The 24,123-nt window shown below is 62.8% G+C and carries 27 protein-coding genes; 11 read left to right on the forward strand and 16 right to left on the reverse strand.

Features of this window, described 5'->3' with window-relative positions; translation table 11 throughout:
- Positions 1-21 precede the first annotated feature (21 nt).
- The 3 genes from BLR13_RS01440 to BLR13_RS01450 all read right to left on the reverse strand — a co-directional run bounded on the left by BLR13_RS01440 (position 22) and on the right by BLR13_RS01450 (position 1,677).
- Positions 22-756, reverse strand: a complete 735-nt coding sequence (locus BLR13_RS01440) for a DUF899 domain-containing protein (RefSeq protein ID WP_074828396.1) — start codon at positions 754-756, stop codon at positions 22-24.
- Positions 757-868: 112 nt separating this feature from the next.
- Positions 869-1,351 carry an SRPBCC family protein gene (locus tag BLR13_RS01445; RefSeq protein WP_074828393.1) on the reverse strand — a complete coding sequence of 161 codons (483 nt, stop codon included), beginning with the start codon at positions 1,349-1,351 and terminating at the stop codon, positions 869-871.
- Positions 1,348-1,677 carry an ArsR/SmtB family transcription factor gene (locus tag BLR13_RS01450; RefSeq protein ID WP_074828390.1) on the reverse strand — a complete coding sequence of 110 codons (330 nt, stop codon included), beginning with the start codon at positions 1,675-1,677 and terminating at the stop codon, positions 1,348-1,350. The genes BLR13_RS01445 and BLR13_RS01450 overlap by 4 nt, the downstream gene beginning before the upstream one ends.
- A gap of 240 nt (positions 1,678-1,917) precedes the next feature.
- Here BLR13_RS01450 and BLR13_RS01455 point away from each other — a divergent pair, with 240 nt between their 5' ends.
- Both BLR13_RS01455 and BLR13_RS01460 read left to right on the forward strand, forming a co-directional pair.
- Positions 1,918-2,604 (forward strand): VOC family protein, encoded by a 687-nt coding sequence (locus BLR13_RS01455; RefSeq protein WP_074828385.1) that lies wholly within the window; start codon positions 1,918-1,920, stop codon positions 2,602-2,604.
- 63 nt (positions 2,605-2,667) lie between these two features.
- The gene (locus tag BLR13_RS01460) at positions 2,668-3,069 is read left to right on the forward strand and encodes a cupin domain-containing protein (RefSeq protein WP_074832134.1); all 402 of its coding nucleotides are present in this window, start codon (positions 2,668-2,670) and stop codon (positions 3,067-3,069) included.
- A 5-nt stretch (positions 3,070-3,074) separates the two neighbouring features.
- On the opposite strand, the gene BLR13_RS01465 is transcribed toward BLR13_RS01460, so the two are convergent.
- From BLR13_RS01465 to BLR13_RS01475, 3 genes are all read right to left on the reverse strand, one after another.
- On the reverse strand, positions 3,075-4,286 hold the full coding sequence (locus BLR13_RS01465) for an MFS transporter (protein WP_074828381.1): 1,212 nt from the start codon (positions 4,284-4,286) through the stop codon (positions 3,075-3,077).
- A 161-nt stretch (positions 4,287-4,447) separates the two neighbouring features.
- Complete coding sequence (locus BLR13_RS01470; RefSeq protein ID WP_074832131.1) at positions 4,448-5,356, reverse strand: sigma-70 family RNA polymerase sigma factor; 909 nt, start codon at positions 5,354-5,356, stop codon at positions 4,448-4,450.
- A 45-nt stretch (positions 5,357-5,401) separates the two neighbouring features.
- Positions 5,402-6,160: an SDR family NAD(P)-dependent oxidoreductase gene (locus tag BLR13_RS01475; protein ID WP_074828378.1), complete on the reverse strand. Its 759-nt coding sequence runs from the start codon at positions 6,158-6,160 to the stop codon at positions 5,402-5,404.
- 141 nt (positions 6,161-6,301) lie between these two features.
- On the opposite strand from BLR13_RS01475, the gene BLR13_RS01480 reads away from it, so the two are divergent.
- Positions 6,302-7,114: an SDR family oxidoreductase gene (locus BLR13_RS01480; RefSeq protein WP_244525049.1), complete on the forward strand. Its 813-nt coding sequence runs from the start codon at positions 6,302-6,304 to the stop codon at positions 7,112-7,114.
- Between the two features lie 30 nt (positions 7,115-7,144).
- Here BLR13_RS01480 and BLR13_RS01485 read toward each other — a convergent pair whose 3' ends face one another.
- Entirely contained in the window at positions 7,145-7,444 is a 300-nt protein-coding gene (locus BLR13_RS01485; protein WP_083387658.1) for an alpha/beta hydrolase, read from the reverse strand.
- A 107-nt stretch (positions 7,445-7,551) separates the two neighbouring features.
- Here BLR13_RS01485 and BLR13_RS01490 point away from each other — a divergent pair, with 107 nt between their 5' ends.
- The gene (locus BLR13_RS01490; protein ID WP_074828374.1) at positions 7,552-8,049 is read left to right on the forward strand and encodes a peptide deformylase; all 498 of its coding nucleotides are present in this window, start codon (positions 7,552-7,554) and stop codon (positions 8,047-8,049) included.
- Positions 8,050-8,073: 24 nt separating this feature from the next.
- Here the strand turns inward: BLR13_RS01490 and BLR13_RS01495 are convergent, their stop codons facing one another.
- Both BLR13_RS01495 and BLR13_RS01500 read right to left on the reverse strand, forming a co-directional pair.
- Positions 8,074-8,598 (reverse strand): hypothetical protein, encoded by a 525-nt coding sequence (locus BLR13_RS01495; protein WP_074828371.1) that lies wholly within the window; start codon positions 8,596-8,598, stop codon positions 8,074-8,076.
- Between the two features lie 23 nt (positions 8,599-8,621).
- Positions 8,622-9,440 (reverse strand): class I SAM-dependent methyltransferase, encoded by an 819-nt coding sequence (locus tag BLR13_RS01500; RefSeq protein ID WP_074828368.1) that lies wholly within the window; start codon positions 9,438-9,440, stop codon positions 8,622-8,624.
- Positions 9,441-9,569: 129 nt separating this feature from the next.
- On the opposite strand from BLR13_RS01500, the gene BLR13_RS01505 reads away from it, so the two are divergent.
- Positions 9,570-10,541: a LysR family transcriptional regulator gene (locus BLR13_RS01505; RefSeq protein WP_074828366.1), complete on the forward strand. Its 972-nt coding sequence runs from the start codon at positions 9,570-9,572 to the stop codon at positions 10,539-10,541.
- Between the two features lie 114 nt (positions 10,542-10,655).
- On the forward strand, positions 10,656-11,129 hold the full coding sequence (locus BLR13_RS01510; RefSeq protein ID WP_074828364.1) for a VOC family protein: 474 nt from the start codon (positions 10,656-10,658) through the stop codon (positions 11,127-11,129).
- 150 nt (positions 11,130-11,279) lie between these two features.
- Here the strand turns inward: BLR13_RS01510 and BLR13_RS01515 are convergent, their stop codons facing one another.
- Positions 11,280-12,044: an alpha/beta hydrolase gene (locus BLR13_RS01515; protein ID WP_074832128.1), complete on the reverse strand. Its 765-nt coding sequence runs from the start codon at positions 12,042-12,044 to the stop codon at positions 11,280-11,282.
- A 570-nt stretch (positions 12,045-12,614) separates the two neighbouring features.
- Between BLR13_RS01515 and BLR13_RS01520 the strand changes: the two genes are divergently transcribed.
- The gene (locus tag BLR13_RS01520; protein ID WP_074828361.1) at positions 12,615-14,030 is read left to right on the forward strand and encodes a helix-turn-helix domain-containing protein; all 1,416 of its coding nucleotides are present in this window, start codon (positions 12,615-12,617) and stop codon (positions 14,028-14,030) included.
- Between the two features lie 38 nt (positions 14,031-14,068).
- Here the strand turns inward: BLR13_RS01520 and guaA are convergent, their stop codons facing one another.
- Complete coding sequence (gene guaA / locus BLR13_RS01525; RefSeq protein WP_074828359.1) at positions 14,069-15,664, reverse strand: glutamine-hydrolyzing GMP synthase; 1,596 nt, start codon at positions 15,662-15,664, stop codon at positions 14,069-14,071.
- Between the two features lie 138 nt (positions 15,665-15,802).
- On the opposite strand from guaA, the gene BLR13_RS01530 reads away from it, so the two are divergent.
- Positions 15,803-16,174, forward strand: coding sequence for a nuclear transport factor 2 family protein (locus BLR13_RS01530; RefSeq protein WP_074828357.1), 372 nt, complete (start codon positions 15,803-15,805; stop codon positions 16,172-16,174).
- A 90-nt stretch (positions 16,175-16,264) separates the two neighbouring features.
- Here BLR13_RS01530 and BLR13_RS01535 read toward each other — a convergent pair whose 3' ends face one another.
- Complete coding sequence (locus BLR13_RS01535) at positions 16,265-17,563, reverse strand: RsmB/NOP family class I SAM-dependent RNA methyltransferase (RefSeq protein WP_074828354.1); 1,299 nt, start codon at positions 17,561-17,563, stop codon at positions 16,265-16,267.
- Positions 17,564-17,572: 9 nt separating this feature from the next.
- Positions 17,573-17,995 carry an MAPEG family protein gene (locus BLR13_RS01540; RefSeq protein ID WP_074832126.1) on the reverse strand — a complete coding sequence of 141 codons (423 nt, stop codon included), beginning with the start codon at positions 17,993-17,995 and terminating at the stop codon, positions 17,573-17,575.
- 238 nt (positions 17,996-18,233) lie between these two features.
- Between BLR13_RS01540 and BLR13_RS01545 the strand changes: the two genes are divergently transcribed.
- The 3 genes from BLR13_RS01545 to BLR13_RS01555 all read left to right on the forward strand — a co-directional run bounded on the left by BLR13_RS01545 (position 18,234) and on the right by BLR13_RS01555 (position 20,656).
- Complete coding sequence (locus tag BLR13_RS01545) at positions 18,234-18,677, forward strand: hypothetical protein (RefSeq protein WP_074828351.1); 444 nt, start codon at positions 18,234-18,236, stop codon at positions 18,675-18,677.
- A gap of 98 nt (positions 18,678-18,775) precedes the next feature.
- Complete coding sequence (locus BLR13_RS01550; protein ID WP_157793669.1) at positions 18,776-19,744, forward strand: dienelactone hydrolase family protein; 969 nt, start codon at positions 18,776-18,778, stop codon at positions 19,742-19,744.
- 72 nt (positions 19,745-19,816) lie between these two features.
- Complete coding sequence (locus BLR13_RS01555; protein ID WP_074828346.1) at positions 19,817-20,656, forward strand: metallophosphoesterase family protein; 840 nt, start codon at positions 19,817-19,819, stop codon at positions 20,654-20,656.
- 9 nt (positions 20,657-20,665) lie between these two features.
- On the opposite strand, the gene BLR13_RS01560 is transcribed toward BLR13_RS01555, so the two are convergent.
- The 3 genes from BLR13_RS01560 to BLR13_RS01570 form a co-directional block, all read right to left on the reverse strand.
- Positions 20,666-21,874, reverse strand: a complete 1,209-nt coding sequence (locus BLR13_RS01560; RefSeq protein ID WP_074832123.1) for an EAL domain-containing protein — start codon at positions 21,872-21,874, stop codon at positions 20,666-20,668.
- A 408-nt stretch (positions 21,875-22,282) separates the two neighbouring features.
- Entirely contained in the window at positions 22,283-23,053 is a 771-nt protein-coding gene (locus BLR13_RS01565; protein WP_074828344.1) for an SDR family NAD(P)-dependent oxidoreductase, read from the reverse strand.
- A 30-nt stretch (positions 23,054-23,083) separates the two neighbouring features.
- A complete protein-coding gene (locus tag BLR13_RS01570; protein ID WP_074828342.1) occupies positions 23,084-24,118 on the reverse strand; it encodes an NADP-dependent oxidoreductase in 1,035 nt (344 codons plus the stop codon).
- Positions 24,119-24,123 lie beyond the last annotated feature (5 nt).

Below are 24,123 nucleotides of genomic sequence, written 5' to 3' on the forward strand. Positions count from 1 at the left end.
TCATGGCCGCACCTCTCCACACTAGCCGGCGCGTTTCCGGAACGCGGTCACGCCGGCGTCGGAGACCTCGACCCAGCGCTGGTCGGGCGCGGCGCCGGGAGTGTAGCTGTCGTGCCAGTTCCACCACTTGTACGGCGGGGTCTGCGGGTAACCCTCGGGCGATTCCTCCCACACTTCCTGGCGGCCGAGCGCGGTCATGTCGAGATAGCTCCAGGTGCTCCCCAACGCTTCATCGCCGCGGCTCTTGATGAAGTAGGTGCGGAAGACGCGGTCGCCGTCGCGGAAAAACGCGTTGGTGCCGTGCCACTCGCCGACGCCGAAGTCGGTGTCGAAACTATCGGTGACGGTGTACCACGGCATCTCCCAACCCATCCGCGCCTTGAGGCGCGCGATGTCCGTCTGCGGCGCGCGCGAGACGAAGGCGAGCGTGGTGTCGCGCGCGTTCAGATGCGCGAGGTGGGCCACCTGGTCGGCGACCATGGAGCAGCCGCGGCAGGCCTGCTCGGGCCAGCCGTGCACGCCGGGCTCGAAGAAGGCGCGGTAGACGATCAACTGGCGGCGGCCTTCGAACAGATCCCGCAAGCTCGCTTTGCCGCCAGGTCCATCGAACGCATAACTTTTTTCCACTTCCATCCACGGCATCCGCCGGCGCTCGGCGGCCATGGCGTCACGGGCACGGGTCAGGGCTTTCTCCTTCACCAGCAGTTCCTGGCGCGCAGCTTCCCACTGGTCCGCAGATACGACATTCAGCTTCATGACTAACCTCTTCGTTGCTTGGTTGATTGCAGACACGGATCGGCATTTGCCGAACCGGCATTCGCGTGTTGGCCCCTGCCCGCCAGAAATTGCGTCGGTCTTGGTAGCGGCGTCAGTCCTGCTCGCCGGCGATCTCGCCGACGCGTGGGACAACCTTCTTCCAGCCACCGCTCATGTTCTTGTAGGCGCCGTCGTTTCGCGGCAGCACGAAGCCGGAATGGACCATGCGAAGGCGCGTCCCCCGTTCGATCCGTTGGAGTGTCCAGGTCACGACGGTGTCGAGCAGCGAACCGTAGCCGACGTTGGACTCGTGCCCACCCTTCCAGGAGTAGACCAGGCGCTGGTGCGGAACGGCTTCGAGCACCTGGCAACGAATGACGCCATCCCAGGCGCCGGCCGCGGTGGTCTGATAGGTAAACTGCTTGCCCTGCACCGCTTCGAATCCGGTCGGCGTCATCTGCAGCCAGCGGCCGATCAGTTCGCCGGTCGTCAGCGCTTTCCAGATCGCCTCCGGCGCATGTGGGAGGTTCGCCTCGACCACGATCTCTTGAGCGGCGGACTCTTGGGTGTCGGACTGCAACGCGACGTTATTCATGGATCGATCTCCTTCAGAAGCGTGCGCAGGTTGGCGAACCGCTCGTGCCAGAACAGCGCATAGTGGCTCATCCAGTCGGCCAGCGGGGCGAGCCCCTCCGGCGCGGCGCGGTAATAAACGTTGCGGCCCTCGGGTCGTTCGGCGACGAGGCCGGCCTGCTTCAACGACTTGAGGTGCTGCGAGATCGCGCCCTGCGTCACGCCGCTGCCCTTTGTCAGTTCCGCCACGGTGATTTCATGCGCTCCGGCGACGCGCTCGAACAGCGCGCGCCGGGTCGGATCGGCAAGCGCACGCATGACGGCATTGATGGGAGCGGCTTCGATCATGGACAACCATTAGCCCGCGCTAATCCATTAGTCAACGCTAATTTATATCACGACTTCGTGGCTTTCGCGATTTCTTGGCCCTCGCCGGCGCATTCGCTCGCGAAACGAAAGAGTGTCTGACGAACGACGGATATTCGCGCGCAGGTCGAAGCAATCTAGTTTTGGGTCACACGAACCGGCAGCGCGGGGCCTTAAGGTGTTGGCCCGCTCAGACATCAAGACAGCATTACGGAGAGAGCCATGAGTGATCTCAAGGATGGAACCGGCACAACGGCTACCCCGAACCGGACGAGCGTCGACATGAAGCTCGAAGTCGTCGTCATCCCCGTCTCCGACGTCGATCGCGCAAAAGCGTTCTACGCCAAGCTCGGCTGGCGGCTGGACGCCGACTTTGCTTCCGGTGACGGCTGGCGCGTGATCCAGTTCACGCCGCCCGGCTCGAATACCTCGGTCATCTTCGGCAACAACGTCACGCCGGCGGCGCCCGGCTCCGCGCAGGGCCTGTACCTGATCGTGTCCGACATCGAAGCCGCCCGCAACGAACTGCGCGCCCGGGGTGTCGAGGTCGGCGACGTCTTTCATGGCGGAGGCGACGTGCACGCCGGCACCGACGAACCCTATATCGCCGGGCGACGCCGGGTCAGCGGCCGCGATCCCGCGCGCGGCAGCTACGGCTCCTACGCCTCGTTCCGCGATCCCGACGGCAACGGCTGGCTGTTCCAGGAAATCACGACCCGCCTGCCCGGCCGCGTCGAGGCAGACACCACCTTCAGTTCGTCGGCCGATCTTGCCGGTGCGCTCCGCCGCGCCGCCGCCGCGCATGGCGAGCACGAGAAGCGCAACGGTGGCGTGCACGACGGGAACTGGCCGGACTGGTACGCCGATTATATCGTCAAGGAGCAAGCCGGCGAGCCATTGCCGCAGTGAGCAGCGGCAGGACGCACCGGTACCGTTCGGAAACCAAGGGGAGTCGACATGAGCGATATGTTGATGAAGACGGCGCGGGTTCTGGCGATCGCGGCGCTGATGCTGGGCAGCGCTTCGGCGCTCGACGGCGCGCGGGCCCAGCCGGCGGGGATCACACGAACCGACCTGCAGCGGCATGATCTCAGCGTTCCCGGCCGCGAGGCGTTCCAGGTCCGCGTCGACTTTGCGCCGGGCGCAGCGTTCGGCCGCCACACCCATCCCGGCGAAGAGATTATCTACGTCCTCGAAGGCTCGCTGGAATACGAGATCGAGGGAAAGCCGCCGGCAACGCTCAGAGCTGGCGACGTTCTTTTCATCCCCGCGGGAACGATCCATGCGGCGAAAAACGTCGGCAGCGTCAAGGCCAGCGAGCTTGCGACCTATGTCCTCGAGAAGGGCAAGCCGGCGCTGACGCTCGTGAAGTGATCGCATCACGCCGGCACCGGCGCGGGCGATAGCTTCGGCACCGGGCGGAATGTCAGCGCGATGAAGAACGCGCCGAGGCCCATGATCCAGGAGCCGACATAAAGCCAAGTGTAGCTCGCAAAGGTGTCATAGATCAGCCCGCCGGCCAGCGGACCCATCGCCATGCCGAGGCTGCCGGCCATCGCGGTGCCGCCGATCACGGTGCCCATCATCCGCAGCGGAAAGTTTTCGCGGGCGAGCGCGGCATAGAGCGGCATGGTGCCGGCATAGATGAAGCCGAACAATGCTGCGACCGCGTAGAACGCCGCGAGCTCGCGCACGAAGACATAACCGAGTGCGCCGAACGCCTGCGCCAGCAAGCCCAGCACGAGCACGCGCTTGGCGCCGAAGCGATCCCCTAACAGGCCGAAGGCGATGCGGCCTCCCAGCCCGGCAAAACCCTCCAGGCTGTAAATGGTGACGGCCGCTACCAACGGAATGCCGCAACTGATGGCGTAGCTGACGGTGTGAATGATCGGACCCGAATGGGTGGCGCAGCAGAAGAAGTTGGTCAGCAGCAGGATGACGAATTGCGGCGAGCGCAGCGCCTGGCCGAGCGTCATCTCCGCCTGTGCCGGATCGTCTGACGGCACGGACGCCGCATGCGCAAGCGCCGGCGCGCGGCGCACCAGGAGCGAGACCGGGATCATGATGAGCGCGACGACCAGCGCCACGAGCTGCATCGAGGTGCGCCAGTCATGCTGCGAGACCAGCCAGGCGGCGAACGGCGCCATCGTCATCGGCGCCATGCCCATGCCGGCCGAGACCAGCGATACGGCAAGGCTGCGATGGGTATCGAACCAGCCGGTGACGGTCGCCATCATCGGCGCGAAGATCGCCGCACAGGAGACGCCGACCATCAGCCCGAAGATGAACTGAAACGCGGCCAGCGAGGTCGCCAGGCTAGCGAGCCCGAGGCTCGCGGCCAGCATCACCGAGCCTGATAACACCACCGGCAGCGGCCCGAACCGGTCGGACAAGGTGCCCCAGATCATGCTGGTGCAGGCCATCGCCAGAAAGCCGATCGTCATGGCGCTGGATACGCCGGTGACGGACCAGCCGGTATCCCGCGCGATCGGCTGCAAGAACACCGGCAGCGAGAACATGCCGCCGATCGCGACACAGCCGAGCAAGCCGCCGGCCGCGACGATCACCCAGCGATAGCGAGAGATGGTCATTCCTGGTCTCCATGCATCGTTCTGAATGCAAGACGAACGGGATCTGGTGGAACCGACAGGTCGAGGGCCGCGTAGCTCACTTTTTTTGCGGGCGGGCGCCGCTTTGTTTTGTGGGGCGACTTTTCCGGCCGCAGCGGCGATCGACAACGATTGACCGAATTTCAGGCGCGGGGCGCGGCAAGGACCAAATCCGCGCCCTCCAGAATGTAACCCGCATAACGGAAGTCGCGAATCCGGACAATGCGAGAGTCGCGCCATTCCACCTTCATCAGGTAGCTGGGCTGGGCATCGTCGGCCCGCGCGAAAACCGCCATCACCTCGCCGCCGTGTCCGCCATCAAGGTATGCCGGGACGAGGTGAAACTCCGGTATTTCCGCGTAAATTGTGAAGAACATACCCACGTCGGACCGCCCCTTGCGATCGGGATGCGTGGCCTGCGTCAGATGAACATCTTCGGCCAACAGAGCGCGCAAGCCGTCCCAGTCGCGCTGATTGAACAGCGCGGAAAACTGCGCGGAGCCCGCTGACGCGGGCTTCGCCAGGCGCGGCTTACCTGGCGCTGCGTTGAGCTCCGTCAGTCGGGTCCTGCCACGGCTGAGTGTCGCCTTCACCGAATTGACGCTGAGGTCGAGAAGTCCGGAGATTTCCTCGAGCGAGTGACCCAGCACATCTTTCAGGATCACCGCGCTGCGCTGGGCGATCGGCAGTTGGGTGAAGCGGGAGAGCGCGGTGGCAACCGCCTCCTGACGCATAAGGGCCTCGGCTGGATCCAATGTCAGGTCGTCCGCAACCTGGACCGCGGCTTCGATCGGTTCGCTCCGTCTCACGGCTTGGCTCCTGAGGTGATCGAGCGCGCGATTGTGAGCGATCCGAAACAGCCACGGCTTTAGTGGCGTCTCGGGGTCCAGGCCATCGGCGGCGACAAGCGCGCGGACAAGAACATCCTGCACGATGTCGTCGCCATCGAAGACGGAGCCCGCCAGCCGTGCGCAATAGCGGTGAAGCTCGGGGCGCAGCTCGGCCATGACCGCCTGAAGCCGCGCCCGACCGTCAACAGGCGAGATAGACATGTCGGACTTGTCTGCCTTCAATGTGTACTCCTGGGCGTACCTCATTCAAACAGCGGCCCCCTCAAGGATCGAGATGCCGGTGCCCCCCTTGAGGCCGAAGGCCAAGTCGGCCTCATACAAGGGGTTCGTCAACAGCGTGACGACGTACTCGCCGAATTGGCGCGGCGGCATCGGCGCGCCAAAGCGTGTGAAATATTGTTCGAGCGTGACGTTCGACTTGGCGCTATACGCCGCCGCCGCCGCGTCTCCCACGCCCGTTCCGGCGATGATCTGGCGCGGAACGACCGTCTGGAAGCGGATGCCGAGCTTGTTCTCCGTCGACACGCCGTTCGCGTAGTTCGCCATCAACCATAGCATGCGTTTCGCGCCCGCATAGCTGCCCGACAACGGCGAGCCCAACACTGCCGCGCCGCTCGATCCGACCAAGACACGGCTTCCCGGAGGGAGTGGCGTCGCCAACGCAGCCTGCAGCCAATGGAAGCCGGCCTTGACGTCGGTGTTCCAGGTTTTGCTGAACGTCTCCCATGACAGTTTGTCGAGAGCAGCCATCCTTGGCGGGGCTCCGGCGTTGAGAACCAGGATCGTCGGCCGCAACTCGGCAAGGATCCGGCCCGCTTCCCCGCGATCGGTGACGTCGGCGGCAATGGTTCCGACCCCAAGGCGCCTTGCGACGCTTTCAAGATCGCCGGCGGTGCGCGCGACGACGGTCACCCTGGCTCCGCGGTCGACGAGGGCTTCGACGATACCAAGGCCCAATCCGCGGCTGCCACCGGTCACGATAGCGGTTTGATTCTGCAAATCCATGATCGCACTCCCTGATCCGTTCTCAGCTAAGACGTTTGAGGGTTTCGAAAAGAGTCGCGGTCGGACCAAAAAAATCGCGCTTGAACGCGACTCTTTTCGCGAACCTCGAACGTCTTGATTGCAGCTCAAGGCGTGGCGGGCTTGGACAAGCCCTACAACAAAGGAAGTCCCATGAAACTCACTAAACGTACCGTCCTCATAACCGGCGGTTCCGCAGGCATCGGCCTTGCCTTCGCTCTCAAGTTCGCCGAACTCGGAAACGAAGTTATCGTGACCGGCCGGCGCCAGCCCGTGCTCGACCAGGTGAAGGCAAAGCACCCAAAGCTCCATACGATCCGGAGTGATGTCGCGGACTCCGCGCAGATTGCCGCCCTCGCTGCGAGGGTGAAGTCGGATTTCCCCGGGCTCGACGTGCTGGTGAACAACGCCGGCATCAGCCGTTACAGGAATCTCAAGGCCTCCACTGCCGACCTCTCCGAACTGATGGTCGAGATGGATGTCAACGTCGGCGGTGTGCTTCGCATGACCTCGGCATTCACTGACATGCTGACAGCCAACAAGGGCACCCTGATCAACATTTCCTCAGGCCTCGCCTTTGTGCCGCTGCCGTGCCTGCCCATCTACTGCGCGACCAAGGCCGCGATCCACTCCTACACCCAGTCACTCCGGTTCCAGTTTGAGGATTCGGGTGTGGAGATCATCGAGATCATGCCGCCCGCGGTGAAGACCGATATGACGGCGGATCTTTCCGAAGGCGATGGCATCACCCTGATCACGACCGACGAGTTGGTGAAGCTCTCGTTTGCGTCCCTCAGAACCGGTGCCCTCGAAATCCATCCGGGCCAATCCAGGCAGCTTGCATTGATGCGCCGCGTCGCCCCCGATTTCATCAATCGCCAGCTTTGGAAAGTCTCCAGGAAACTGGTGCCCGTCGAGGTGGGACAACGGGGATGACCACGATTGGCCGTTCCTTCGTGACAACGATCACGTCGGTCCCCCGGCAATGGCGCGCAGGATGATCGCGCGCGCCTCTCGGCCTTCCGGCGTCGGCATCCCCGCATAATTATGCGGCTGGCCCTGTCGCAGATGAAACTCGACCGGCACACCTGCCGCGCGCGCCTTTGCGGCCAGGTCGACGCTGTCGGGATAGAGAAGATCGAGCGTGCCGGAGAACACGATCATCGGCGCGAGGCCGCGGAAATCGCCGTTCAATGGACTGACATAGGGATGGGTGATATCGAGATCGCCCGCATAGAAATGCCCTGCTTCTTTGATACCCGGAATATCCTACCACGCCGACATGCTCTCGGATGAAGCGGTTGGAACCCTCGTCGACGAGGCCACGCGCCTCGTGGTCGGATATCTGCAATAGTCCCCCGGCGACAGAGACCATGACCATCCGCCCCATCGTCCGATATCCCGACCCCCGGCTTGCAGTTCCGGCGCAGCCCGTGACCGCGTTCGACGCCGCGCTGCGCGAGCTGGCGGCCGACCTGCTCGAGACCATGCACGCCGCGCCCGGCATCGGCATCACAGCGCCGCATATCGGCGTTTCGCTGCGGGTCGTGGTGCTCGACCTCGATCCCGTCAGCGGCGCAAGGACCTATGTCAATCCGGAGATCGTCTGGGCCTCGCCGGAGATGATCACGCATCAGGAAGGCAGCGTCTCGATGCCCGGCGTCAACGACGACATCCTGCGCCATGCCCGCGTCCGGATCAGCTATCGCGACATCGACGGCAACTTGCAGACAGAAGAATCGCAGGGCCTGCGCGCGGTGTGCCACCAGCACGAGATCGATCAGCTCAACGGGATGTTCTGGATCAAGCGGCTGTCGCGGCTGAAGCGCGAGCGGCTGATCAAGCGGTTCGAGAAGCTGTCGCGAGGATGAGGTGGTTGCCTGCCCAATCCGATCTCAAGACGCCGCGGCCTCTCCCGTGAAGACTCGCCCCACCTGGGCCCGAGAGCGCATCAACAGATAGAAGGCGGCGACGTGCGTGATCATCAGCACCGGCACGAAGATGATCGGGATCGCGTAGGCGGCGCCCAACTCCCCGGCCTTCGCCGGGAGGCCGACCTGGACCGCGTGGTAATAGTCGAGGATCAGGTCGACAAACCCGACGAGATTGAAGGCGACGACGAACAGCCAGAACAGCGGACGGATCCTGACCGTGAGAAGCGCCAGCATGGCCAGCACGCCGGTTGCAAAATCCCAGATGGCGGCGAACGCGGCGAAGCTGCCCGGCAGATTGGGGCCGACCACGCCCGGAAGCATGAAGACGAGCCCGAAGAAGCGGAAGCTGTGCAATGTAGCGATCGCACGTTGTGCTTCGAAATGGTCCATCGCCTTGAGCCGGGGCCAGATGTACGCGCCAAAGCAAAGCAGCCACGTGACATATCCGAAGACGAGATGGGTCTGGAACAGGATTTCGGTAGACATGTCAGCTCCTATCGCAGGATGATTCACGCGGCCTCGAACACCGCGGTCAGGATGCCAATCCGGCCTTCCATCAGATTTCGTCCGAGGTTGGCGGAAAGCTGTGCGAAGTCGGGCCCCATCACCACGCCAAGATTTGGCGAAGGCGGCGGCCCGGATGCGCGCAACCGTACGATCCAGGCCTTGGCTGCCTCGGAGTCGTCCTGCCATGCCAGCGCGCGGAAACCGGCCGGTTCGATCGCCTGGCGCGTCGCGGCGGCGGTCAGGAGGAAACTCGTTGCGGGCGTCCGCGCCCACGGCACGGGATAATGCGGCTCAGCGCCGTTGGATACGACGTCGTAAGTCGCGAACCTGCCACCCGTCTTCAACACGCGACGGATCTCGCGGTAGAGCCGCGCCCGGTCGGAGATGTTCATCGCCACATGCTGCAGCAACACCGCATCAAAGCGGCCGTCGTCAAATGGAAGCTCCAGCGCGCTGGCGGTCTGGAACGACACCTGCCCGCTCAGGTCTGCGCGCTCGGTCAGATAGCGCGCGGCATCAACAAACGGTTCGCTGAGGTCGACGCCCGTCACCCGGCAGCCATAGGTCGCAGCCAGAAAGCGCGCGGGTCCGCCGACGCCCGAGCCGACATCAAGAACCGACATGTCGGCGGTGATCCCGGCCAACTTCGCAAGCTCGGTGGTCGCAGCGAGCCCACGGGTGTGAAACTGGTCGAGGGCGCCCAGCTGCTCGGGCGTGAGCCGCCGATCCTCCGGTCCGAAGGCCATCAGCGCCGCTTTCAGCCGTTCGGTCAGGCCGGTCGCGCGATAGTGGTCGCGCACGCCATCAAGGACATCGGTCATTGCAAGGTTCCTCCTGGCCTTCAGGCTGTTGTCGCGGATCCTGAGCCCGACAACGGCCTGATTCCCTGTTGCGAGTTAGCTGTACGCCCGCTTCCCGCGATCGACTATTCGCGATAATGTCGATGGGTTATGAAGCAGAACTTCACAGTCAGGCAAGGCGCGCTCGACGGCGTCGAGGCGTTCCTGAGCGTTGCCCGGCACCGCAGTTTTCGCAAAGCGGCTGCGGAGCTCGGGGTAACGCCGTCGGCGATCAGCCAGGCGGTCCGCACGCTTGAGGCGCGCGTCGGCACAGCGCTCTTCATCCGCACGACGCGCAGTGTCGGGCTGAGCGAAGCCGGCGAACGATTTCTTTCACGCGCAAAACCCGCTTTCGAGGAGCTTGTCGCCGCAAGCGAGGTCGCGCGCGACCTTGGGCAGCGGCCGGCCGGACTGCTGCGCCTGACGGTGCCGCGAGCGGTGGTGCCGATCCTGCTGGAGCCGCTGATCGCAACCTTCTGCCAGGCCTATCCCGAAATCGAGGTGGAGATCGCCGCAAGCGCGGAGCTGGTCGACCTTGCGGCCGGAGGGTTCGATGCCGGCGTCCGGCTGGGCCAGTTCATCGCCGCGGACATGGTTGCGGTCCGGCTCTCGCCGCCCTTCCCTTTCGTGGTCGTCAGCAGCCCCGAATATCTGCGCCGGCGGGGAACGCCCGAGCGTATCGACGATCTGCGTCAGCATGCCTGCCTGCGCATGCGCCGCTCGAACGGGTCGATCGCGCCCTGGTCCTTTGTCAACGGCAACAAGCCGATCGAGGCGATGGTTTCGGGACCGCTGATCGCCCACGATTTTCCCACCATTCTTGCCGCCGCCGCGGAAGGAATGGGGCTTGCACAAGTGCCTGGACCGATCGCGGCCGGGTTGGTGGAAGCCGGCAAACTCGTGCGCGTGCTGGAGCCGTTCGCACCGACCGGACCGGGCGTATTTCTCTACTATCCCAGCCGCCATCAAACGATGCCGAAACTGCGGGCCTTCATCGATCATGTGAAGGGCCGCGCGGGCGCTGCCAACAAAACCCGAAGTCGCATGGATGACAAGCGAACACGCGGGACGAAAATGCGCTGACGTGTCGGGCGCGCCACCGCCCGTTCGTCCTTTGTGAAGGCGCACGCCGACCAGCTGGCGCATTTTGCCGCAGCAGACTGAACAACACCGGCGCCAAAACAAAGGAGAGCAACGATGAACAAGAACACGATCTGCCTGTGGTACAACCATGACGCCGAACAAGCCGCGCAGTTTTACGCCAGAACCTTCCCCGACAGCACCGTCGGCGCGGTGTTCCGAGCGCCATCCGATTTTCCGGGCGGCAAGGCGGGCAGCGTGCTGACGGTCGAGTTCACGGTGTGCGGCGTGCCGTGCATCGGGCTCAACGGCGGCGACATGTTCAAGCACAGCGAGGCGTTCTCGTTCCAGATCGCTACCGGCAACCAGGAAGAGACCGACCGCTACTGGAACGCGATCGTCGGTAACGGCGGCGCGGAGAGCGCGTGCGGCTGGTGCAAGGACAAATGGGGCCTGTCGTGGCAGATCACCCCGCGCGTGCTGACCGATGCGATGGCCAAGGGCGGCGACGTGGCGAAGCGCGCATTCGCAGCGATGCTGACGATGCGGAAGATCGACGTCGCGAAGATCGAGGCGGCGGTGCGTGGCTAGGCCTTGCTCCGAAATCAACCGTCATGCCCGGCCTTGTGCCGGGCATCCACGTCTTTACGGTCGCGGACAAATGAAGACGTGGATGGCCGGGACGAGCCCGGCCATGACGGAGAGATGGAGCTTCGCGCCGACCTGGGGCCAATCCACAAGCTAAGGCTGCCCCGCCGCCTTCAGGATCAAATTCGCGATCGTGTCCGGCTGCGAGATCAAGGCAAGGTGGCTGGCCTTCACCTCGATGGTGGTCGCGCCCATGCGCTTGGCCATGAAGCGCTCGAGATCCGGATTGATGGTGCGGTCGTCGGTGGAGACGGCATACCAGCTCGGCTTCGATCGCCAGGCCGCCTGCGTGGTCTTGCCTGACAGCAGCGCTTTCTGAAACGGCTGCTGGACCGCATACAAAACCTTCGCCTTGGCTTCCGGCAGATCGCCGGCGAAATCGCGCAAGAATGCCGCCTCGCTCAGGCGCCCCTCATCGCCGTCGAAGATGATCCCCGCCGTCGCGGGCGGCGTCGGAAAGGTCTTGGCCAGTGCCGTGTAATCCTCGCCGGCATCCGGCGCCCGCGCGGCCACATATACCAGCGCCGACACATTCGGATGCACCCCCGCCTCGGTGACGATCATCCCGGAAAAGGAATGCCCGACCAACACAGTCGGCCCGTCCTGCCGCGCCAGTACCCGCTCTGCCGCGGCCACCGCCTCAGGCAATGTCGTCAGCGGATTCTGCACGGCGGTGGCGTTGAGCCCCGCCGCCTGCAGGCGCGCGATCACCTCGGACCAGCATGACCCGTCGGCAAAGAGACCATGGACGAGGACGACGTTTCGCGCCTTCGGCGCGGACTGCGCCACGGCGCTGCGCAGGAACAGCGTGCTTGCGGCCGTCGCGGCTGCGATGCCCACGAAGGCGCGTCGGTTCATGGGATGCATCAGCGGGGAATCGTTGTTGCCGTCCATGAAATTCTCCTTTGTCGTGTCGAAGTGGATTACCCGCAAGGTTTGAGGTCGCAAGACAAGATGGCGGATTTTGGCTTTGCAAAACACAGGCGGCAGCATCTGCAGCACTTTACCGTGAGCGCCCCCCCAGTCCAAGGAATCACAAGACCTGCGCGCGGTCTGCCGGGAGGTACCAGGGGAGAAGCGCAGAGGGACCGCCTGCGCCGCATCTTGTAACTCCCCTTCGCGATCAGATGAGATGACTCATAGGGCGTACTCGGTCCACTCATCTCAGTCCAACGCAAAAGGCCAACACCACGTGGAGTGCGGCTATCACCAACCCAGCGATCTTGGGATCGAGCCCAAATCCCGCGACGCCACTCACAAATGCAATTCCCAATAAGACGCTCTCTTCAATACGCTGCTTCATGTTCATAGGTCCTTATGTTGGACCCGGCCGGGTTGTATGTTTTTCTGTGCACGCCCACAATATGCGCCATTTAAACTCCGAGCGCGTTCCCGTATCGTTGCCGAAAGTTACCGAAAGTTACGGAAATGGAAAGCTTTGGCGCCTTATTCGGAAGGCTTGTCCGCAACAAGCGCGGGGTCGAAGGACTATCGCAAGACGCCCTTGCCGGAATGGCCAACCTTACGAAGGCGCGCATCTCGGATATAGAGAACGGAAAAATAGATAAGCCACAAATCAAAACGATAGACGCGCTCTGTGTCGCACTGAATATCACCACAGAAGAGAGAAACGCTTGTCGCGTCAATGCAAGCCCCGACTTGCCACCTCGCCTACTAGAGAATCTAGCGTTACGATTTGGCCATACAAATCCTGACGCTTCCGAAGACGAACTAGAAGCATTTCTGAAAGAAAAGGCTATCGAATTTCGGGAACTGCAAAATCGACTAGCCCAAATCGAAGCTGCCGACAGTCGAATTGCCGAATTCCTTACCGCCGCGAACGCAGCACTTGAGGAAGGCGACTTTCAACTCGCCGACAAGCGACTTGCGGAAGCCGAGGAGATTCAGCTTACATCCATCACGCTCCCAGCTTTAGAGCGACAGCATAGACTCCGATTCGAACGAGGGCACACAGCACTGCTAGGTGGAGAGATTCAGGATGCAGCTCAGCACTGGGAGCGATCGGCAAATTATTTTCACTTTGTGAATGAGGATGCCGAAGCAGAGAAACGATTCGAATACTGCACCCGGTTACGAGAATACGGCTACAGATATCGAAGCGCCGAAGCTCTACAGACAGCGAGAAACGCCCTCGAAAAAAACCTAAACATTTGGACAAAAGCCGGAAATCTACAAAACTGGTGCAGAGTCACAAATGCCCTTGGAGCGACAAGTTGGAGATTATCCCAATTTGATGACCCGAAAAACTTTCTCAAGCACATGATCGCGGCGAAATCTCTCTACGAAAGCGTGCACGAGAGCTGCTCTGGTGCAGAACTTCCATTTTATTATGCAGCATCTAGCACAAACCTCGCGAGCATCTATTCCGATCGAGAATTTTCGAAATCTGACGAAGAATATTACGCCAACTTGATACTCAGCTTAGACCTACAGAGCGCTGCTTTAGAATTGACGTCCAAACTAGATCGTCCTGTCGAGTGGGGCATTCAGCAACACAACATAGGACTTACCTACACGAAGATTTTTCGTGAACAAGCTGACAAGCATCTGTCGATGACATTCATCGACAAAGCAATTCATCACCTTGAACTATCTTTTGATGTACGGGACCCGGGCGAAATGCTCCAGTACTGGATTGCATCCTGCCGATCTTTGGGAGAAGCGCTAGTCGAGCGCTCTATGCATCAACCAAACTCCCAAGCAAAGACTGATCTGCAACGAGCCAAAGACCTTCTCAGCGAGGCGGCCTCAAAGATAACTGAGGCCGAGCATCCAAACCAATGGGCAGAAATTCAGCGGCAGTTAGAGAGATGCACAAACTAACGATTTAGCCTCTCTCAAGGTTCGCTGGCCGCAACATCCTACTCCCACTCAATCGTCCCCGGCGGCTTAGACGTCACGTCATAAACCACCCGGTTCACGCCCTTGACCTCGTTGATGATCCGCGTCGCGGTCTCGCCGAGAAACTTCATGTCGAAGGCGTAGAAGTCGGCGGTCATGCCGTCGGTGGAGGTTACGGCGCGCAGGCCGACGACGTATTCGTAGGTGCGGCCGTCGCCCATCACGCCGACGGTTTTCACCGGCAGCAGCACGGCGAAGGCCTGCCAGATCTGGTCGTAGAGGCCGGCTTTTCGAATTTGGTCGATATAGACGGCGTCAGCGTTGCGGAGGATGTCGAGCTTCTCGCTTGTGATCTCGCCGGGGCAGCGGATGGCGAGGCCGGGGCCCGGGAACGGATGGCGGCCGACGAAGATTTCGGGCAGGCCGAGTTCGCGCCCCAACACGCGGACTTCGTCCTTGAACAGTTCGCGCAACGGTTCGACCAGCTTCATGTTCATGCGATCAGGAAGGCCGCCGACATTGTGGTGCGACTTGATGGTCACCGACGGGCCGCCGGTGAAGGAGACGCTTTCGATCACGTCGGGATACAGCGTGCCCTGCGCCAAAAAGTCCGCGCCGCCGATTTTCTTCGCTTCAACGTCGAACACGTCGATGAACAGGCGCCCGATGGTCTTGCGCTTGATTTCGGGGTCGGTGACCCCAGCGAGTTCGCCGAGGAATTGCTTGGACGCGTCCACATGCACCAGCGGAATGTTGTAGTGATGCCGGAACAGGTCGACGACGGTCTTGGCCTCGTCCAGCCGCAGCATGCCGTGATCGACGAACACGCAGGTGAGCTGGTCGCCGATGGCTTCGTGGATCAGCACCGCGGCGACCGCGGAATCGACGCCACCGGAAAGGCCGCAGATCACCCTGCCCGAGCCTACCTGGGCGCGGATCTTTTCGATCGCTTCCTCGCGGAACGCGCGCATGGTCCAGTCGCCGGTGAGGCCGGCGACCTTGCGGACGAAGTTGCGGATCAGTTTGGCGCCGTCGGGCGTGTGCACCACTTCGGGGTGGAACATCAGACCGTAATATCTGCGCTTCTCGTCCTGGATCACCGCGAACGGCGCGTTCGGCGACACGCCCGCCACCGTGAAGCCTGGCGGCATCCTGGTGATGCGGTCGCCATGGCTCATCCACACCGGATGCTTTTCGCCGATTCCCCAGGTGGATTCGAACAGGTTGCTGGCGGCCTTGACCTCGACATCGGCGCGGCCGAATTCGCGGTGATGGCCGCCCTGAACCTCGCCGCCGAGCTGGGCGGCCATGGTCATCTGGCCGTAGCAGATGCCGAGCACGGGCACGCCGGAATCGAAGATCGCCTGCGGCGCGCGCGGCGAGCCGGCTTCATGAACCGACTCCGGACCGCCGGAGAGGATCACGGCTTTCGGCTTCATTTCCTTGAAGGCTTGCTCCGCCTTCTGGAACGGCACGATCTCGGAATAGACGCCCTCCTCGCGCACCCGGCGCGCGATCAGTTGCGTCACCTGACTGCCGAAATCGACGATCAGAATCTTGTCATGCGCCGAGGCCAGGGTTGGCGTCGACTCGCGGGCGGGCTTGGCTGCTGTCATGGACAGGAATTACGCGACGGGGGCGCCCCTCGCAACTGCGGCAAACGGGCGGCCCACATTCTTCTGCGGGGTATGGACAGATCAAATTAGGTAAGTATTATTGACCTAATTTGTCCCAGAGGCAGAATGGAGGAACCCATGCCGTCGTCGCACCATGAACCCGCCCACCTCGCCGCGCTCGGGCGGGACTGGATCGCTGCCTGGAACTCGCACGACCTGGAGCGCGTGCTGGCGCTGTATGCCGAAGATACCGAAATGACCTCGGACCGGATTCCGGCCCTCGGCTTCGATGCGTCAGGCACGGTGCGCGGCAAGCCGACCTTGCGCGCCTACTGGAGCAAGGCGCTCTCGATGATTCCGAACCTGCATTTCGAGCTGATCGACACCTATGTGAGCCCCGACAGCGTCGTGGTGTTTTACCAGAACGAACGGGGCAAGAAGATCTGCGAGTATTTGCGGCTCGATGCCGAGGGGAAGATCCGGCAGGGTTCGGCGAACCATTTGGTGTAGCCGTCATTCCGGGGCGCGTCGAAGACGCGAACCCGGAATCTCGAACTTCCGGGTTCGATGCTTCGCATCGCCCCGGAACGACGGCGATACTCAAGCCTTCTTCAGTACGCTCACAAAGAACCCGTCCGTGCCCGTCCGGCGCGGCGTCATCAGCCAGCCCTCCGGTGACTCCAGCGCGGCAGCGGCAAACGCCTCGGCCTTGTCCCAGAGCACGCTCGCGGTCTGCTCGGGCGGCACCACCGAGAACTCCGAGTGACGGCCGACGAAGCCGCGAATCTGGTCGCCGTTTTCGGCAGGGAGTACCGAACAGGTGACATAGGCGATGCGCCCGCCCGGCTTCACCAAGGCCGCCGCGCGATCAAGCACTTCGGACTGATCCTTCAACCGCACTTCCAGCGCGCCCGGGCGCATGCGCCATTTGGCGTCGGGATTGCGGCGCCAGGTACCGGTACCGGTACAGGGCGCGTCGATCAGCACGAGATCGGCGGAGGCCCTGATGTCGGCGAGCGGATCGGCGTCGCCCTTCGGGGCGCGCACATCGGCGTTATGGATGCCGGCGCGCGACAGCCGCTCGTAGATCGGCGCGAGCTGGCGCTTGTCGTGGTCGGTCGCGATCAGGCGGCCCTTGCCCTGCATCATGGCGGCCAACGCCAATGTCTTGCCGCCGGCGCCGGCGCAGAGATCGATCACCTGCTCGCCGGGTTTTGCGCCGGAGAGCAAGGCCGCCAACTGCGAACCCTCGTCCTGCACTTCGATCGCGCCCTTGATAAAGTCCTCCTCGGCATGGATGCCGGGGTTGCGGGCGTCGGCCCCGAGCTCGATGCGCAGGCCGATCGACGACCACGGCGTCGGCTCCGTGCCGAGATGCAAAAGCCGCGGCAACACCTTGTCGCGACTGGACTTCAGCGTGTTGACACGGAGGTCGAGCGGCGCCCGGCTCGCCATTGCGGTGGCTTCCGCCACCCGATCGTCGCCAAACACCTTTGCCAGATGCGGATCCAGCCATTCGGGATAATCGCCGGCAATGTGCGGCGGCGCTTCATCCAGCGTGCGCGACGTCAGGGCGGCGCGCTCGGCCGCGCTCAGCGGCTCCGGCGCAAAGCGTTCGCCATGGCACAGGTTGGCGATCGCGTCCGCGTCCATGCCGCGCTCGAGCTTGAGCATGCCGAGCAGGCGCGCGCGTGGCGTGTCCGCATCCATGATCCAGGCGCTCGAGGCCCGCCGGCGCAGCACGTCCCAGATCAGGCCGGCGATCGCGGCACGGTCACCGGATCCGGCAAAGCGGTGCGCGGTGCCCCACTCCTTCAGCGCCTTCGCCGCGGGAACGCGCTGGGCGTCGATGGTTTCGATCAGTTCGATGGCTGCGGACAGCCGGGCGGCGGGGGTCATTCAGGACTTTCAGATCAGAAGCAAAATTCTCAAGGCGAAGTAGATCCACATCGCCAGCAGCACCAGCACGCCGGAAAACCACACCAGTCCGCGCTGCCGCACATTGTTCGTGGTCACGAAGATCCCGGCATGGATGAACCGCAGCACCACGAACACCCAGGACATCAGTACGATGAACAGGTCGGCATGGCGCAGCGGCAGCGCCAGCGCGATCAGGATGTAGAACAGCACCGGTATTTCGAACTGGTTGGAGAAGCAATCGCCGATTTGCGCCGTGCGGGTCGGCCATTTCGCCTGGCCAAGCGCGACGTCCTTGAGGCTGGTTTCCCGGCCCTTCAGCGCTTGGCCGCGGGCCGTCGCCATCCACAGCAGCAGGAAGAAAGCGAGCCCGACCAGCACGAAGACCGGCAGCAAGACCCATTGAACCGACATGAAAACCTCCCCCTCACGACCGCGCCAGCCCAAGCTCATAGCGGTCGGGCGCTCCCCTGACAAATAAGCCTTGTCGGGAGCCCTTTGTTGACGCGTTTTCTTCACGCAAACCGGTTCCCGCTTTGCTCGAAAACGCTTTGGCCATGAACCACAATCCCGGCTCAAGTGACCAATTATCGAAAATTTCAAAGGTTCTGGTCGCCAAACGGCCCTGAGGCGACCCTCGCGAGATGGCACGATGAACATCACCTCCCCGATCCTGGCAAGTGCTGGCCGTGTCGCCGAACTGCCCGGCGATTCCGCGGCCTCGTGGCTGAAAATCGTAGGCTTTGGAACCGGCCTGTTCGACGACAGCCCCGATGGCGGGCTTGGCATGATCATATCGGCGCTATCAGGCGTCGCCGCGGCGCTGGCGGTTGCGATTCTGCTGTCGATCTGTTTCCACAGCGGCTACCGCAGCCGGCGCGATCTCATCAAGCACGGCCTCGCCGCCTCCGCCGTGCTGGTTCTGCTCGCCTTCGTGATCTCGGACATGCGGCACGCCGCGCTCGCCTATCTCGGCATCAATTCGGCAAAGCCTGCGGTCGAGTTCGAAATCCGGCTGCCGAAGGCAGCCCTCTCGGCGGTCGCCGATACGCCGGAAAGCCGCGACGCCTTTGTGATCCGCTATCGCGCGCTGTGAGATTTCAGAAGCATCGCGGCTGGACGCCGAAGCCGTTGCAGATTATCCCTGACATCAAAGGCCGTATTCAAGCGGCTGCCATGACGGGAGAAAACGCTGTGCGGTTTCGCGATCAGGACCTCGTCTTTGCGCATAGCAGCAAGGGACAGAATCTCGACATTCCCTCGGCCAATCCGATCAACTACTTCGACGTCGTCAGCCACGCCGCCGGCCTGCCCGAGCTGACCATCGACGGCAAGCTGTTCCTGCCTTCCAACACGCAGCGCAAGCGCGGCGGAAAATTCCCGCTGGTCATGGTGGTACCGGGCAGCCTCGGGGTCGCGCCCTCGCATCTCGCCCATGCCGAGACGCTGACGGGTGACGGCTTTGCAGCGTTCGTGCTCGACAGTTTCGGCGCACGCGATGTGACCTCGACGGTCGCCAACCAGACCCAGTTTTCATTCGCATCCAGCGCCTACGACGTGCTGGCGGCGTGGAAGGTCTTGGCAAGCCATCCGCAGATCGATGCCACGCGCATCGGCGCGCAGGGCCACAGCCGCGGCGGATCCGCTGTGATGACCGCCGCCGCGCGCCGCTTTGCCGATGCGGTGCTGGGCCAAGGTGCCGGACTGAAGGCGGTGCTCGCCGCCTATCCCTGGAGCGGCCACCAGTTTCTCGACCCGCGGGTCGGTGAAACCGAAATTCGCGTCGTCATGGGCGATGCCGACGAATGGTGCTCGCCGATGCAGGTGCAGGGCCATTGCCAGGCGATCCGTCTTGCCGGCGGCACGGTCGCGATGCGGCTGATCGGCGGCGCGCAGCACAGTTTTGACCGCGGCACCGATATCGTCAATGTCGCGGAAGCCTCGGTATCCCCCGCCGCGCCGACGGTGTACCTCGATCATAGCGGCGCGTTCATTCATCCGCTTCGCGATGTCGCCGACAGCAAGCTCACCGACCGCGACCTGATGGTCTACGCGCTGAAGGCCGGTTACGGCCGCAAGGGCGCAAAGATCGGCAGCCGCGACGGCGAGAGCGAATTGTTTCGCGCCGACATGCTGGCGTTCTGGCGGAGGACGCTAGGCTGAGCCCTTGCCAAGCGCGTTTGTCACCTTTTCGACGCGTCGTGCCGGTAGGATCGGCGCGGTAAGGAATGTTCCATGACTGAATTTCGTCTGACGCAAATTTCGGATACCCACCTCGCCCGCCGATTGCCAAAACTCACCGATAATTTCGATCGCGTGCGCGCGCATATCGACGCGACGCGGCCGGACCTCGTCGTCAACAGCGGCGACCTCTCCTTCGACGGCCCGACCAGCCGCAGCGATCTCGAATTCGCCAAGTCGCTGCATGAGGCGCTGCCGGTGCCCTGCCGCTATTTGCCCGGCAATCACGATCTCGGCGACAATCCCACCGCAATCGGCCCGGTGCCGCCGCAGCCGGCGACCGAACCGTTGCGGCAACATTTCATCGACGTGATCGGCGAGGACCGCTGGCGCTTCGAGGAAGCCGGCTGGTGCTTTATCGGCCTGAACTCGCTGATCATGAACACCGGGATCGAGAGCGAAGCCGAGCAATTCGACTGGCTCGCGGAACAGCTCACACGCGTGAACGGCAAGCCGGTGGCGCTGTTCATCCACAAGCCGCTTTATCTCAACACGCCCGGCGATCCCGAGCTGGAGTCTTCCGCCATCCGCTACGTGCCTCAGCCCCGGCGCAAGCAACTGGTCGAGATGTTCGGCAAGGTCGACCTGCGGCTGGTCGCCTCAGGCCATGTCCACCAGCGCCGCGACTTTACCTTTGGCCATACCCGCCACGTCTGGGCGCCGTCGGCCGGCTTCATCATTCCCGACCGGATGCAGGAAGTGATCGGCATCAAGGAAGTTGGGCTGGTCGAATATCGCTTTGCGCCCGACAGTTTTGAGGTCCGTCACGTCAGGGCGCCAGGCCAGGTCGATATCGAATTGGACGAGTTGCTCGGCCCGGCGTCGAAAAGCTGAGGGTCGGAGCTACATCGTTATCAGCGAAGAGCGCGTGAGGGCCGCCCGCGCGAATTTCCTGGCGTTCAACGGCTTGCCGAACAGGAAACCCTGGACCTGGTCAAACCCCATCTCGTGGACCGTGCGGAAATCAGCACGGGTTTCGACACCCTTCGCGACAGTCCGCACGCCATGGTATTCCGCGAGATCGAGAATTCCACGACACACCACCTGTTTCAGCCGGTCATCCGCGCAGCCGCTGATGAATTGCCGATCGACCTTGAGTTCAACGAAGGGGAAGATATCGAGCGCCGCCAGGGCCGGCCATTCGGCGCCAACGTCGTCAATCGAGATCGCGATGTTTCGAAACCTCAGTCGTTGCGCAATTTCCAGCACCAGATCATGATGACGCAAGACCTCTTCGCAGTTGATTTCGATGAGCAATCCGCCGAACGCCGGATGCTTCGGCATTTTCAGGCACATGTCTGCGACCGCCGACTGATCGTTCAGGAAGGCGATCGGCAAGTTGATCGAGATTCCGACGGGGCCTTGCTGCCCGAGAAAATAGTGCCAATCCTCCAGGGCGCGGGTGATCACCAGTTCCGAAAATCTGCGGAAGCTCGGATCCCTGCTATCGGGGATGAAATGTGCGGGCGAAACAATTCCCCAAGCGGGATGACGCATCCGAACAAGCGCCTCGGCGCCGCTCGGAACCAGCGAATGGGCATCGATCTTGTGTTGATACCACAATTCGAGCCAGTCCAGCTTTAGCGCTTCGGCTACGTCGACGGCCGGGCTGGGTCTAGCGTCCTGAGGAAGAAACATCGAGAGGCTGTCGCGCAGCGCTTCGGCGCTGAAGGGCGTCGGCAGCGTCGGCAGCATCGCAATGCCCAGCTCATTGCCGAGTTGCCGCACAGCGGCCAGAAGGATCGAGTCCCGGGGACCGATGGAAAGCACCCACCCGCCGAACTCGTTTGCCGCAAGCATCCCTAAAATTTTGTCGATCTCGATGCCATCACCGGACATTCCGAGAACGATAATATCCGGTGCGGTGTCAAGTACGGCAGTCAGCTCGGCGGGAGACGCGCATTCGCTGGAAATGAAGCCCAGTTCTTCGAGAATTTCGATGAGAAAGGTACGACTGTGATTTTTTCCATCGACAACCAAAACGCGCGGCGCGATTTTTCGTTGCCCAAATATGGGACGTTTGGTTCCTGGTTCCGAATGCTGAGTGTTCATGCGCGACGTTGAGGGTCCCAAGCGGCGGTTGTTCTGATCGAGGTACTTTAGTTTGGTCGGTTGGCGCAGCAATAAGCCGGACGCCGTCTTTCCGTTTAAAGATTCGCCGATGCCGAAGTGCAACATCGATCGTCAACAATATGCCGCTACATCCCGATCATCCTCGGCATATCACGCCTGTTCATGATCATCTTTATCCCCGGGATCGAAGCTGATGCTCTCTCCGTTTTTGGTACAGTAACAGGTCAGCCGTACGCGGCCTTGCGGCCGCAAACAGCCGTGACCTCCCTTGCAAGTGAGGCATCAGCAACCAGCGCCGAAAGAGACGTCATCAGATCGGAAATAAGGCTTTGGTCGGGCATTTTTGCGTTATAGCCCGCAGTCCTCGAGGAGCGCGCGCATCCCGCCTCAGGCGGCGCAGTATCCGCCGTCGATCACATGCGCGGCGCCGGTCATGAACGAGGCCTTGTCGGAACACATCCAGGCCACGGCTTCCGCGATCTCGCCGGGAACGCCCATCCGCCGCATCGGCACCTTTGCGAGGATTTCGTCGCCGCGCTCTTCGACGGTCTCTTTGGTCATCGGCGTGGTGATGTAGCCGGGATTGACGCAGTTCACGCGGATGCCGTCCTGAGCATATTCGATCGCCGCACTCCTGGTCAGCCCGACCACGCCGTGCTTGGCCGCGACATAGTGCGACGAAGTGGCAAGGCCGATCAGGCCGGCGATCGAGGCGGTGTTGACGATCGCGCCGCCGCGGCCCTGCGACAGCATCTGGGCTACTTCGTATTTGAGGCAGAGGAACACGCCGGTCAGGTTGACCGCCAGCATGCTGTCGAACGCGTCCCGACTGAGTTCGTGGATGCGCTGGCCGGCGGGGCCGACGGCGCGCGGCGCGATGCCGGCATTGTTGAAGGCGCAATCGATCCGCCCGAAGGCCGCGACCGTGCGCGCCACCATCACCGCGACATCCGCTTCGCGCGTCACGTCGCCGCCGATCGCAATCGCCTGGCCGCCCGCGGCATTGATCAACGCCACCGTCGCCGCGGCATCCGCCTCGGCGCGATCAGCGACCGCCACAACGGCGCCCTCGCGCGCCATCACCACAGCGGTCGCCTGGCCAATTCCCGACGCGCCGCCGGTCACGAGCGCTACCTTGCCTTCAAGAATGCCCGCCATGGTTCATCTTCTCCGAGATGTTTTGCAGCTTCACGCCTTGTCGGGCCCGACCCGCACCAGTTGCTTGCCGAAGTTCGCGCCCTTCAACAGGCCCATGAACGCCGTGGGCGCGCTGTCGAGCCCTTCGGTGACGAACTCCTTGTGCTTGACCTTGCCCTCGCGGACCCAGCCCGACATGTCGCGCAGGAAGTCGGCATGACGCGCGGCAAAATCGCTGACAATGAAGCCGCGGATAGTCAGACGCTTGACCAATACCGCGCGCATCATCGCGCCGGCCCATTTCGGACTGGTTTCGCCGAAGTTGTTGTATTCGGAGATCAGGCCGCAGACCGGAATGCGCGCGAACGCATTCAGCAGCGGAAACACCGCCTCGAACACCGCGCCGCCGACGTTCTCGAAATAGACGTCGATGCCTCCAGGACAAGCCGATTTCAGCTTTGCCGCCAAATTCGGATCGCGGTGATCGATGCAATCGTCGAACCCGAGCTCCTTCTTCACGTAGTCGCACTTGTCCTTGCCGCCGGCGATGCCGACCGCCCGCGCGCCCTTGATGCGCGCGATCTGGCCGACCGCCGAACCGACCGCGCCGGAGGCCGCCGCCACCACGACGGTCTCGCCGGACTTCGGTTGGCCGATATCGAGCAGGCCGGTATACGCCGTCATGCCGGGCATACCGAGCACGCCGACCGCGGTCGAGACCGGCGCGATCTTCGGATCGACCTTCGTCAGTCCCTTGCCGTCCGAAATCGCATGCGTCTGCCAGCCGACGCGCGACAGCACGATGTCGCCCTTGGCAAAACCGGGATTGTTGGACGCGATCACCTCGGCGACGGTGCCGCCTTCCATCACGCCGCCGACCGGCACCGGCGTCGCATAGGACGGACCGTCGCTCATGCGTCCGCGCATATAGGGATCGAGCGACAGCCAGATGGTGCGCAGCAGGACTTCACCGGCGCCGGGCGTCGGCACCGCGAGATCCTCGAGCCGGAAGTCGGATGGCTTCGGCTCGCCATTGGGGCGAGCGGCGAGAACGATGCGTTTGCCGTTAGATTTGCCTTGGGACATGGCTG

Source organism: Bradyrhizobium ottawaense, from assembly GCF_900099825.1.
Taxonomy (GTDB): domain Bacteria; phylum Pseudomonadota; class Alphaproteobacteria; order Rhizobiales; family Xanthobacteraceae; genus Bradyrhizobium; species Bradyrhizobium ottawaense_A.

Excerpts from the sequence above, each read along its gene's own strand:
- BLR13_RS01440 (WP_074828396.1), bottom strand. The coding sequence starts at position 756 with ATGAAGCTGAATGTCGTATCTGCGGACCAGTGGGAAGCTGCGCGCCAG.
- BLR13_RS01445 (WP_074828393.1), bottom strand. The coding sequence starts at position 1,351 with ATGAATAACGTCGCGTTGCAGTCCGACACCCAAGAGTCCGCCGCTCAA.
- BLR13_RS01450 (WP_074828390.1), bottom strand. The coding sequence starts at position 1,677 with ATGATCGAAGCCGCTCCCATCAATGCCGTCATGCGTGCGCTTGCCGAT.
- BLR13_RS01455 (WP_074828385.1), top strand. The coding sequence starts at position 1,918 with ATGAGTGATCTCAAGGATGGAACCGGCACAACGGCTACCCCGAACCGG.
- BLR13_RS01460 (WP_074832134.1), top strand. The coding sequence starts at position 2,668 with ATGAAGACGGCGCGGGTTCTGGCGATCGCGGCGCTGATGCTGGGCAGC.
- BLR13_RS01465 (WP_074828381.1), bottom strand. The coding sequence starts at position 4,286 with ATGACCATCTCTCGCTATCGCTGGGTGATCGTCGCGGCCGGCGGCTTG.
- BLR13_RS01470 (WP_074832131.1), bottom strand. The coding sequence starts at position 5,356 with ATGTCTATCTCGCCTGTTGACGGTCGGGCGCGGCTTCAGGCGGTCATG.
- BLR13_RS01475 (WP_074828378.1), bottom strand. The coding sequence starts at position 6,160 with ATGGATTTGCAGAATCAAACCGCTATCGTGACCGGTGGCAGCCGCGGA.
- BLR13_RS01490 (WP_074828374.1), top strand. The coding sequence starts at position 7,552 with ATGACCATCCGCCCCATCGTCCGATATCCCGACCCCCGGCTTGCAGTT.
- BLR13_RS01495 (WP_074828371.1), bottom strand. The coding sequence starts at position 8,598 with ATGTCTACCGAAATCCTGTTCCAGACCCATCTCGTCTTCGGATATGTC.
- BLR13_RS01500 (WP_074828368.1), bottom strand. The coding sequence starts at position 9,440 with ATGACCGATGTCCTTGATGGCGTGCGCGACCACTATCGCGCGACCGGC.
- BLR13_RS01505 (WP_074828366.1), top strand. The coding sequence starts at position 9,570 with ATGAAGCAGAACTTCACAGTCAGGCAAGGCGCGCTCGACGGCGTCGAG.
- BLR13_RS01510 (WP_074828364.1), top strand. The coding sequence starts at position 10,656 with ATGAACAAGAACACGATCTGCCTGTGGTACAACCATGACGCCGAACAA.
- BLR13_RS01515 (WP_074832128.1), bottom strand. The coding sequence starts at position 12,044 with ATGAACCGACGCGCCTTCGTGGGCATCGCAGCCGCGACGGCCGCAAGC.
- BLR13_RS01520 (WP_074828361.1), top strand. The coding sequence starts at position 12,615 with ATGGAAAGCTTTGGCGCCTTATTCGGAAGGCTTGTCCGCAACAAGCGC.
- guaA (WP_074828359.1), bottom strand. The coding sequence starts at position 15,664 with ATGACAGCAGCCAAGCCCGCCCGCGAGTCGACGCCAACCCTGGCCTCG.
- BLR13_RS01530 (WP_074828357.1), top strand. The coding sequence starts at position 15,803 with ATGCCGTCGTCGCACCATGAACCCGCCCACCTCGCCGCGCTCGGGCGG.
- BLR13_RS01535 (WP_074828354.1), bottom strand. The coding sequence starts at position 17,563 with ATGACCCCCGCCGCCCGGCTGTCCGCAGCCATCGAACTGATCGAAACC.
- BLR13_RS01540 (WP_074832126.1), bottom strand. The coding sequence starts at position 17,995 with ATGTCGGTTCAATGGGTCTTGCTGCCGGTCTTCGTGCTGGTCGGGCTC.
- BLR13_RS01545 (WP_074828351.1), top strand. The coding sequence starts at position 18,234 with ATGAACATCACCTCCCCGATCCTGGCAAGTGCTGGCCGTGTCGCCGAA.
- BLR13_RS01555 (WP_074828346.1), top strand. The coding sequence starts at position 19,817 with ATGACTGAATTTCGTCTGACGCAAATTTCGGATACCCACCTCGCCCGC.
- BLR13_RS01560 (WP_074832123.1), bottom strand. The coding sequence starts at position 21,874 with ATGAACACTCAGCATTCGGAACCAGGAACCAAACGTCCCATATTTGGG.
- BLR13_RS01565 (WP_074828344.1), bottom strand. The coding sequence starts at position 23,053 with ATGGCGGGCATTCTTGAAGGCAAGGTAGCGCTCGTGACCGGCGGCGCG.
- BLR13_RS01570 (WP_074828342.1), bottom strand. The coding sequence starts at position 24,118 with ATGTCCCAAGGCAAATCTAACGGCAAACGCATCGTTCTCGCCGCTCGC.